Here is a 10335-nt window from a genome sequence, read left to right as displayed (position 1 = left end):
TATCGGTAGTTAACCCTTCCTCCTACACTCTCCACAATCATGTCCGAGCGTTGCACTTATTATCTGAATTCGCGGTATGTAGTTTTATTTAACTTAAAAATATATCTGTCATTTAACTGGAAATTATTAATATTTGTGCAGATGAATATATTTCTAATAAAACAAAAGGTAATTAATTAACCATTTGTTTTGTGCTTGTATTATGGGAATATAAAAAGGCCTTCAGGAAGAAGGCCTGATGATTTATTACGCGTGATCGCGCCAGGCATTTTCAATTTCTTCTGCCAGAATTTTCACCCCGGCTTCGATTTTATCCGGGTCTGGCACATAGTTCATGCGCATGCACTGGTGCGTATGCGGCCATGGCTTATCAAGCCCCGGGAAGAAATAGTCGCCAGGCACCATTAACACGCCGCGCTTTTTCAGGCGCTGATACAGCAGCTCGGTGGTGATCGGCAGATCTTTAAACCACAGCCAGAGGAATATCGCCCCTTCGGGTTTGTGGATCAGGCAACGCTCTTGCGGCAGATAGCGGCGAATAATCGCGATCGTTTCCTGCACGCGCTGGTAATAGAACGGCTTAATCACGGTTTCCGACAGGCGCAGCAGGTCGTTGCGCTTAATCATTTCGCACATCATGGCTGGCCCAAAACCGCCTGGTGCGAGGCTGATAATGCCGTTCATATTGCGGATGGCGGAAATCACTTTGTCGTTGGCGATGATAATGCCGCAGCGGCTTCCCGGCAGGCCCAGTTTTGACAGGCTCATGCAGAGAATAATATTCGGATTCCATAAAGGTCGCGCTTCGCTAAAAATAATGCCCGGGAAGGGGACGCCATAGGCATTATCGATAACCAGCGGAATGCCGTGCTGGTTGGCCAGCGCATCGAGTTTGATCAGCTCTTCATCGGTAATGACGTTTCCGGTCGGGTTGGTCGGTCGCGACACGCAAATCATCCCGGTCTCTTCGCCAATGTGCAGGTGTTCAAAGTCGACGTGGTATTTAAACTGGCCGTCCGGCAGCAGTTCGATATTCGGACGTGCGGAGACAAACAGGTCTTCTTCCAGCCCGGAATCCGCGTAGCCGATGTACTCCGGTGCCAATGGGAACAGCACCTTACTGGTGGTTCCGTCGGCGCAGCGGCCAGCAAACAGGTTGAATAAGTAGAAAAACGCGCTTTGGCTACCGTTTGTCAGTGCAATATTTTGTGGCTCGATGTCCCAGCCCAGCTCTTCGCGCAGCATACCTGCCAGCGCTGTCAGCAGTTCGGTCTTGCCTTGCGGGCCGTCGTAGTTACACAGCGCGTCTGTCGCTTTGCCGTTTTCTACCATCTCTGCCAGCAGGTTGTGGAAGTAGTCGGTCATCGCCGGAATTTGCGCCGGGTTGCCGCCGCCGAGCATGATGGCACCTGGCGTGCGCAGGCCATCGTTAAGGTCTTCCATCAGGCGGGTAATGCCTGCATGACGGGTGAATTTGTCGCCGAAAAGTGAAAATGTCATAGCTGATGTTCTGTCGGGCCGATTTTAAAAATGGCTAACCATAGCGCTACATACCCTGCTGTGCAAATCGGATGAGATGGGGGTTGATGACGTTTTATTTTTTTTATTTATGATTTAGTGGTTTTTTATATTGCTGGATGGGTCTGTTTGACCGCCGGGGTTGCGGCCTGTCCCGGATGCGGCGCAAACGCCTTATCCAGGCTACGACTGGCTGGCAATCATTGGGTCTGGTAGCCCCGGTAAGCGCAGCGCCACCGGGGAATGTCCCGGATGCGGCGTAAATGCCTTATCCGGGCTACGACTGGCTGGCAATCATTGGGTCTGGTAGCCCTGGTAAGCGCAACGCCACCGGGGAATGTCCCGGATGCGGCGCAAACGCCTTATCCGGCTACGACTGGCTGGCAATCATTGGGTCTGGTAGCCCTGGTAAGCGCAGCGCCACCGGGGAATGTCCCGGATGCGGCGTGGGAAGACACTCAGCGATTCCCCGCCCAGACCACCATCACTTTGTCGCCGTTATGCTCACGGGTAAAGCCGTATCCCTGCGGCAGCCTCAGCGTCGTCTGTTTACCTGCTCCCATCGCCGGATGACGGGCGCGAAACTGTCCCAGCGTTTGCCAGTGTTGTAGCGTTTGCGCCGCCTTGCCGTTGATATCCTGCCAGTTCATATCCGAACGCGTCCCCTGTAATGGGTCGGAGCCGGTCGGTCCGAAAGGTCGGCTGGTTTCATCGCCATAAAAAATCTGTACGGCCCCGGGTGCCAGCATCAGCAATTCTGCCGCTTCCTGGCCGCCGTCGCGGAACAGGCGGGTGTCATGGGAAGAGAGATAGCTCAGCACGTTAAATCCCTGCAGCTTTTCGGCCATCTGCTGCCAGACGAGATCCATATTCGCCAGACATTTCACTGCATTTGCGGCCTGCTCCTGATAATCAAAGTTGATCATCGCATCGAAGCCATGGTTGTAATAATCGCTACGCATGACGCCGTGACCCCAGGATTCTCCGGTCATCCAGAACGGCGCGTCGTCGAGTTTTTTCTGCGGGTTAGCCTTTTTCCACTCGGCCAGCGCCTCGGTGGCCTGGGTTTTTAGCTGCTGCCAGGCCGCAAGCTCCACATGCTTCGCGGTATCGACCCGGAAACCGTCGATGCCGTAATCGCGCACCCACTGACTCAGCCAGTGGGTCAGATAATCGCGTGGCGTGTAGCCGGATATCTCGCGGGCGGCAGTATCGGGTTTGTGGCGATAGAACACCGGCAGGCCAGATGGGGTAGTGGACTCGGTTTTCAGATCTGGCAGGAAGGCCAGCGACATAGTCAGGTCATCGAAGCCGGGATTGTCATAGTCGCCAATGTCGGTGCGGATCCACTTTTTGCCCCACCAGTTTTCCCAGGCCGCTTTGTCGCTGAAATTAATGAAGTCATTAAAACTGTGCCAGCTCTGCCCTGGCCCCGGGCGCCAGTCGGTCCAGCGTTCACCGAGTACTTTCTTGCGCTCTTCGCCCTGAACATAGAGCGCGCCGAACTGATATTCCTGCATATCCGCCAGCGTGGCGTAGCCGGTGTGGTTCATCACCACATCAAACAGGATGCGAATCCCGCGTTTGTGGGCTTCATCCACCAGAGTGTGTAAATCTGCCTCTTTACCCATGTTGGCATCCAGACGGGTCCAGTCCTGCGTGTAGTAGCCGTGGTAGGCGTAGTGCGGGAAATCGCCTTTTGTTCCGCCGCCGACCCAGCCGTGGATCTGTTCGAGGGGTGAGCTAATCCACAGTGCGTTGACACCGAGTTGTTGCAGGTAGTCAAGTTTGCTGGTGAGCCCTTTCAGGTCGCCGCCGTGAAAGGTGCCAATCTCCTGCATCCCGTCTTTGTGGCGTCCGTAGCTGTTGTCATTGGACGGATCGCCGTTGACGAAGCGGTCCGTCAATACGAAATAGACCGTCGCGTTTTGCCAGCTAAAGGGCGCGGGCGATGTGATTTCGGCGCGTTCGAGCAGCAGCAGGCCGCCGCTGCCGCTTGCCGGTTGCAGCGTTACCTTACCGTTCTGCACCATCGCCGTTTTCTGGCTGTAGAAATCGCGCACCATGCTCCCTTCCGGGAAGGTCCTGCTGACATCCAGGGTCAGCGGCTGTCCGTTCCAGGTGGGGCACTGGCGTGCCACGTTAACCGCCTGAGCGGTGGCTTCGCTTTTCACCGACAGCATCAACGTTGGCGTGCCGGAACGGGTGTCGAGCTGAATCTGGTAATCCCCTTCACGGAAAACGCGCCACTGGGGCGCATCGCCTGCGCAGGGTTTCAGGGAGAGCATCTGGTTGAGTTTGATATCGGCGGCAGGCTGCCAGCACTGCTGATCGTTGTACAGGGTCAGCGGAAACGTCCCTTTCTGCAACGTGCTACTGCTGCGCCAGACCCCGGTGCCATCATCGGAAAAGGCAGAGAGACCGGGAGCCGTCCAGTTGGCGCTGGCGACTGCCGGTAAAAGCAGGAGAAAAAGGGCTCTGTATTTCATCTGATCCTTCCCGTGGCATCCGTTTTGACCATTGTGTCATTAGCACAATGCGGACGACTCATCCCTTGAGCGTAATCGCCAGGGAGGAGGGGGCGGGGTGAGTGATCGTGCGCAAATTTTGCGCAGAATTTGCGATAACCGCCACAAATCCACGCTGTTGTTTTCGCTTCCTCACACCTTTGAGATGACAGCCTTTCGGAATTGGATTATTTGTGTACGTGCCCTGAAGCGCTATTTTTGATATGATTTGAGATTCCGCTCTCAAATTTGTGAAAAAAATAAGGTGTTGGAATGTTTATATCCGACCAGGAGACTTAATGATATCGACTCCCTTGCGACGACTTGGGGCTCCGATACTCATGTTACTCACCCTCGTATTTTCTGGTGGGACGCTTGCGCAAACGCACAGCAAAACAGTGAGTCAGAAGGCCCAAATCTCAAAGACGACCGGTAACAAACAGGCAAGCAGTAAACAAGAGTATTCTCGCAATAGTGTAAACAGCAGTTCACTTCCTGACTTGCGAAAATACCCTTCCGGAGCACCAAGAAAGAAAGCGTTTCTCCGGACGGTCATGCCTTACATTACCAGTCAAAATGCAGCGATCACTGCCGACCGCAACTGGCTGACGTCACGTCAATATAGCCAACAATGGTCGACGGCCGACCGTACGCGCCTAAAGGATATCGCCAAACGCTACAAAGTGAGCTGGTCTGGCAATACCCGTCGTATTCCGTGGAATGCGTTGATGGAGCGCGTGGACATCATCCCGGACAGCATGGTTGCGACCATGGCAGCAGCGGAAAGCGGCTGGGGTACCTCCAAACTGGCGCGTACCAACAACAACCTGTTCGGCATGAAATGCGGGAAAGGCAGCTGTAAAAACGGTCCGGGCAAAGTGAAAGGCTATTCGCACTTTGAATCGGTGAAAGAGTCCGTTGATGCCTATGTGGTGAATCTGAACACCCATCCGGCGTACAACTCTTTCCGTAAGTCTCGTGCGCAGTTGCGTAAAGCGGACCAGGAAGTGACCGCCAGCAACATGATTCACAAGCTGAAGGGTTACTCCACCAAAGGCAAAAGCTACAACAACTACCTGTTTGCCATGTATCAGGACAATCAGCAGTTAATCGCCTCGCATATGTAATTGCAAAAACGCCTTCCAGTCGGAAGGCGTTTTTCTTTCCTGCCTCTGGCTACAACAGCGTCTCACCGTAGCGTTCGCGATAATCCTTCGGCGTGCTGTCGTACTCTTTGCGAAACACCGAATAGAAATATTGCAGTGACGGGTAACCACACATCTGCGAAATCTCGTTGATGGAAAGCGACGTGGAAACCAGCAGGCTGCGTGCTTTGTCCAGTTTTTCCGCGTGGATCACCGCATGGATGGTCTCGCCGACTTCCTCTTTAAAGCGTTTTTCCAGATTCGAACGTGAAATGCCGACGGAATCCAGCACCTGCTCAACTTTGATCCCCTTACAGGCGTGGTTGCGGATGTAGTGCATCGCCTGAATCACCGCCGGGTCATTCAGAGAGCGGTAATCCGTTGAACGTCGCGCCACCACGCGCACTGGCGGAACCAGCAGGCGTTGTAGCGGCATGGGTTCGTTATCCAGCAGGCGATGCAGCAGTTTCGCTGCCTGGTAGCCCATCTGGCGTGTGCCCTGAGCTACCGATGAGAGCGCCACGCGGGACAGATAGCGAGTCAGCTCTTCGTTGTCGATGCCGATCACGCAGAGTTTCTCCGGTACCGGAATATGCAGATGGTCGCACACCTGCAGCACGTGGCGGGCACGGGCATCGGTCACGGCGATAATACCCGTCTGCGGCGGCAGCGTTTGCAGCCAGTCCGCCAGCCGGTTCTGGGCATGCTGCCAGTTCTCCGGTGCGGTGGTGAGCCCCTGATAGACCACGCCACGATATTTCTCCTGCGCAACCAGCTGGCAAAAAGCATGTTCGCGCTCGGCGGCCCAGCGTTTGCCGCTCGAGGCAGGCAAGCCGTAAAAGGCAAAGCGGTGAACGCCTTTCTCTTTCAGATGCAAAAAGGCCTGCTCGACCAGCGCGTAGTTATCGGTGGCGATGTAGTGCACCGGCGGGTAGTTTTCCGGCGCGTGATACGAGCCGCCGACGCCGACAATCGGTACGTCGACGTCGGCCAGCAGTCGCTCAATTTCCGGATCGTCATAGTCGGCGATGACGCCATCGCCGAGCCACTCTTTGATGTTTTCGATGCGGGTGCGGAAATCTTCTTCGATGAAAATATCCCACTCAGATTGTGACGCCTGCAAATATTCCCCAACTCCTTCAACCACCTGGCGGTCATAGGCCTTGTTGGCATTGAATAACAACGTAATGCGGTGGCGTTTCTCGAACATATCGGTTCCGTCGCTAATGAATCATTAATTCTGATTATCATATTCGGCACACCGCCGGAGAAAAATCTTCCGGCAGTGTGATCGCTCTTGTTATCACGCCCGACGTTTGGTGGCGGAATCCATCCACACCGCCAGCAACAAAATTGCCCCTTTGACGATGTACTGCCAGAACGTAGGCACGTCCATCATGCTCATGCCGTTGTCCAGCGACGCCATGATAAATGCCCCCATCACCGCACCCGCCACGCTACCAATGCCGCCAGCGAGGCTGGTGCCGCCGATAACGCAGGCGGCGATGGCATCCAGTTCGGCGATGTTGCCCGCTGACGGTGAGCCAGCGCCAAGGCGTGAGCTCAGAATCAGCCCGGCAATCGCCACCATCAGACCGTTGATGGCGAACACCGCAAGCTTAGTGCGCTCCACGTTGATCCCGGAAAGGCGTGCGGCCTCCAGGTTACCGCCGATGGCATAGATGCGACGACCGAACGCGGTGCGCGTGGCCATAAACATCCCCGCCAGCAGCAGGAAGACGAGCAGCAGTACTGGCGTCGGGACACCGCGATAATCATTCAGCAGCCAGATAGCGCCAAGCACCAGTACGGCGATGAGCGACTGGCGGCCCACCACCGAGGTGGACGCGCTGGTGGTCAGCCCCATCGCCTGGCGACGCAATCGTCCGCGCCACTGCCACAGAATGAAGGCGACGAGCCCCAGCGCACCTACGCCGAAGCCGACGCCGTCGGGCAGATAGCTCTGACCAATTTGCGACATGGCGGCGCTGGTGGGCGACACGGTGGTGCCGTTGGTGATACCAATCAGCACGCCGCGAAACGCCAGCATTCCCGCAAGGGTGACGATAAACGACGGCACCTTACGGTAGGCGACCCACCAGCCATTCCACGCGCCCAACAGTAAACCCAGCACCAGCGTGACTACAATAGTCAGCGGCAGGGGCCAGCCCAGCCAGACGTCGAAAATCGCCGCCGCACCGCCCAGCAGGCCCATCATCGAGCCCACGGAGAGGTCGATTTCCGCCGAGATAATGACGAACACCATGCCCACCGCAAGGATGCCGGTGATGGCCGTCTGGCGCAGCAGGTTTGAGACATTACGTGCGCTTAAATACGCGCCATCGGTCATCCAGGTAAAGAACATCATGATCACGGCGATGGCGGCAATCATGACAAAGACCTGCAAATTCAGGGATTTCAACCCTGCGAACGCGCCCGGTACCGGGGCGGATAATTTCATTTCAGACGGGTTGCTTTTCGACATGATGTTCGCTCCTCAGCGCCGCTTCCATGACCTGCTCCTGGGTCAGTTGATGATTGATTAGGTCGGCTTTTAGCTTGCCCTCGTGCATCACCAGTACCCGATCGCTAAGCCCCAACACTTCGGGTAATTCGGACGAGATGACGATAACGGCAATCCCCTGCTGTACCAGTTGATTGATGAGTTTGTAGATTTCGTACTTCGCACCGATATCGATCCCGCGCGTGGGTTCGTCGAGGATCAGAATGCGCGGGTTGAGCAGCAGGCAGCGGGCAAGAATGGCTTTTTGCTGATTCCCACCGCTCAGGCGACCAATCGCCAGCTCGGGGGAGGAGGTTTTCACTTTCAGACGCTGCAGCGATTGCAAAATGCAATGCTGCTCTGCCGCATCGTCCAGGCTACTCAGCGTGCCAGAGAACTGGTCCAGCGCCGCCAGAGTGATGTTTTTACCCACCGCCATCACGGGGACGATGCCATTTTTTTTGCGGTCTTCCGGCACCATCGCAATGCCGCTGGCAATCGCCTGCTGGCAGTTATGGATGTGCACCTGCTTACCATCCAGGAAAATGCTGCCTTCCCAGCGTCCCGGCCAGACGCCAAACAGGCACTGTACCGCTTCGGTTCGCCCGGCGCCCACCAGTCCGGCGATACCCAGGATTTCCCCGCGTTTAAGGGAAAAGGAGATGTCATTCACTCGCTTGATGTGTCGGTTGACCGGATGCCAGGCGGTGAGATGTTCGACGCGTAAAATTTTATCGCCCGTGGTGTGCGGTTCGTTGGGATAGAGGGCGGTGAGCTCTCGGCCCACCATCATGGTGATGATGTCGTCTTCGCTCATCCCCGTGGCATCACGCGTGCCGATATGCTGGCCATCGCGGATCACGCAGATGATGTCAGAGATGGCTTTCACCTCATTGAGCTTGTGCGAGATATAAATACAGGCGATGCCGTGGTTTTGCAGGTCACGGATGATATTCAGCAAGACGGTGGTTTCCTGCTCGGTGAGCGAGGCGGTCGGTTCGTCGAGAATCAACAGGCGAACCTGTTTATTGAGTGCCTTGGCGATTTCCACCAGTTGCTGTTGCCCCAGGCCCAGGTCACCGACGCGGGTATCCGGGGAAATAGTCAGGCTGACCTGTGCGAGCAGCTTTTCACAGCGCAGCGTCATGGTGTCGTAATCCATCACGCCGTGGCGGGTGATTTCGGTACCGAGAAAAATGTTTTCCAGCACCGTCAGGTGCTTAACCAGCGCCAGTTCCTGATGGATTATCGCTATCCCTTTACGCTCGGTATCACGGATGTGCCCGGCCTGAAGCGTTTCGCCCGCAAAGACAATATCGCCCTCGTAGCTGCCCCAGGGATAAATGCCGCACAGCACTTTCATCAGCGTGGATTTGCCGGAGCCGTTTTCACCGCACAGGGATAACACCTCGCCTGCGTTGAGCCGCAGGCTGACATTATCGACGGCTTTGATCACGCCAAAGGCCTTGGTGATGTTCTTCATTTCAAGTAAATAAGGCATAACTGCTCCACGTAATTCGAGGTATTCACAGTGCCTGAAGACATGTTCCGGCGTGCCTCCAGTCGGGAGACACGCCGCGAGGCTTAGAGCTGATCTTTCTGATGGAAGCCGTCTTTGATGACCGTGGCGTCGATGTTGTCTTTGGTGACTTCAATCGGCGTCAGCAGACGGGCGGGTACGTCTTTCAGACCGTTATTGAGGGTGGAATCTGCTTTCGGCTGCTTGCCATTACCCAGCTCAACGGCGATTTTGGCGGCGGTGTTCGCCAGTTGGGTGATGGGCTTATAGACCGTCATGGTCTGGCTGCCGTTGATCAGGCGTTTAATCCCGGCGAGGTCGGCATCCTGGCCTGAAATCACGACCTTGCCTGCCAGCCCCTGCGCGCTCAGCGCCTGAATCGCGCCGCCAGCGGTAGCATCGTTAGACGCCACCACGGCGTCGATTTTGTTGTTGTTCGCCGTGAGGGCGTTTTCCATGATTTTCAGCGCATTTTCCGGCAGCCAGCCGTCGACCCACTGATCGCCAACCACTTTAATTTTCCCACTGTCAATGTAGGGTTTTAATATTTTCATTTGGCCAGCGCGGAACAGCTTAGCGTTATTATCAACCGGCGAGCCGCCCATCAAAAAGTAATTGCCCTGCGGCACTTTGCTGACCAGGCTTTGCGCCTGTAATTCACCGACTTTTTCATTGTCGAAGGAAATATAAAAATCAATATCGGCATTATTGATCATGCGATCATAAGCCAGCACTTTAATCTCTTCTTGTTTGGCCTCTTTTACGACATTACTTAATACCTGGCCGTTGTAGGGAATAATAACCAGAACATCAACGCCGCGATTGATCATATTTTCAATTTGCGACATCTGGGTTTCTTCATTTCCGTTAGCAGACTGAACAAAAACCGTGGCGCCCAGTGATTCGGCTTTTTTCACGAAAATATCACGGTCTTTTTGCCAACGTTCGAGGCGTAAGTCATCAATCGCCATTCCGATTTTTACTTCTTTCGCGTGACCGGCCATGCTGGCGAGCAGCAGAGAAGCACACAACGTAAGGCAAAGGTTCTTTATATTCATAATAGTAATAGGCGGATTCAACTCCGAAGTGCAACGCTAAGCCGCCAATCTTAGCTCTGCAAACACCACAGACGGTTGCCTGAAT

At 55.0% G+C, this 10335-nt stretch carries 8 protein-coding genes; 1 reads left to right on the top strand and 7 read right to left on the bottom strand.

Annotation, left to right across the window (positions count from 1 at the left end):
* Window positions 1-246 precede the first annotated feature (246 nt).
* The gene (gene avtA / locus ACSZPU_RS19640; RefSeq protein ID WP_499002246.1) at window positions 247-1500 is read right to left on the bottom strand and encodes a valine--pyruvate transaminase; all 1254 of its coding nucleotides are present in this window, start codon (window positions 1498-1500) and stop codon (window positions 247-249) included.
* A gap of 476 nt (window positions 1501-1976) precedes the next feature.
* Complete coding sequence (locus tag ACSZPU_RS19635) at window positions 1977-4007, bottom strand: alpha-amylase (protein WP_499002245.1); 2031 nt, start codon at window positions 4005-4007, stop codon at window positions 1977-1979.
* 317 nt (window positions 4008-4324) lie between these two features.
* On the opposite strand from ACSZPU_RS19635, the gene ACSZPU_RS19630 reads away from it, so the two are divergent.
* Window positions 4325-5152, top strand: a complete 828-nt coding sequence (locus ACSZPU_RS19630) for a protein bax (RefSeq protein WP_499002242.1) — start codon at window positions 4325-4327, stop codon at window positions 5150-5152.
* 49 nt (window positions 5153-5201) lie between these two features.
* Here the strand turns inward: ACSZPU_RS19630 and xylR are convergent, their stop codons facing one another.
* From xylR to ACSZPU_RS19605, 5 genes are all read right to left on the bottom strand, one after another.
* Window positions 5202-6380 carry a D-xylose utilization transcriptional activator XylR gene (gene xylR / locus ACSZPU_RS19625; protein ID WP_499002239.1) on the bottom strand — a complete coding sequence of 393 codons (1179 nt, stop codon included), beginning with the start codon at window positions 6378-6380 and terminating at the stop codon, window positions 5202-5204.
* Window positions 6381-6473: 93 nt separating this feature from the next.
* The gene (gene xylH, locus ACSZPU_RS19620) at window positions 6474-7655 is read right to left on the bottom strand and encodes a xylose ABC transporter permease XylH (protein ID WP_499002236.1); all 1182 of its coding nucleotides are present in this window, start codon (window positions 7653-7655) and stop codon (window positions 6474-6476) included.
* On the bottom strand, window positions 7633-9174 hold the full coding sequence (locus tag ACSZPU_RS19615) for a xylose ABC transporter ATP-binding protein (protein ID WP_499002233.1): 1542 nt from the start codon (window positions 9172-9174) through the stop codon (window positions 7633-7635). The genes xylH and ACSZPU_RS19615 overlap by 23 nt, the downstream gene beginning before the upstream one ends.
* Before the next feature lie 83 nt (window positions 9175-9257).
* Window positions 9258-10196 (bottom strand): D-xylose ABC transporter substrate-binding protein, encoded by a 939-nt coding sequence (gene xylF / locus ACSZPU_RS19610; RefSeq protein WP_499002249.1) that lies wholly within the window; start codon window positions 10194-10196, stop codon window positions 9258-9260.
* On the bottom strand, window positions 10153-10335 hold a 183-nt coding region (locus tag ACSZPU_RS19605), incomplete at its 5' end, for a hypothetical protein (RefSeq protein ID WP_499002251.1). The genes xylF and ACSZPU_RS19605, both read right to left, overlap by 44 nt.

The organism is Phytobacter sp. V69 (genome assembly GCF_965644215.1).
Taxonomy (GTDB): Bacteria; Pseudomonadota; Gammaproteobacteria; order Enterobacterales; family Enterobacteriaceae; genus Phytobacter.
Note: the sequence above shows the minus strand (reverse complement) of the source record. Positions and strands in the feature narration are given on the sequence as shown.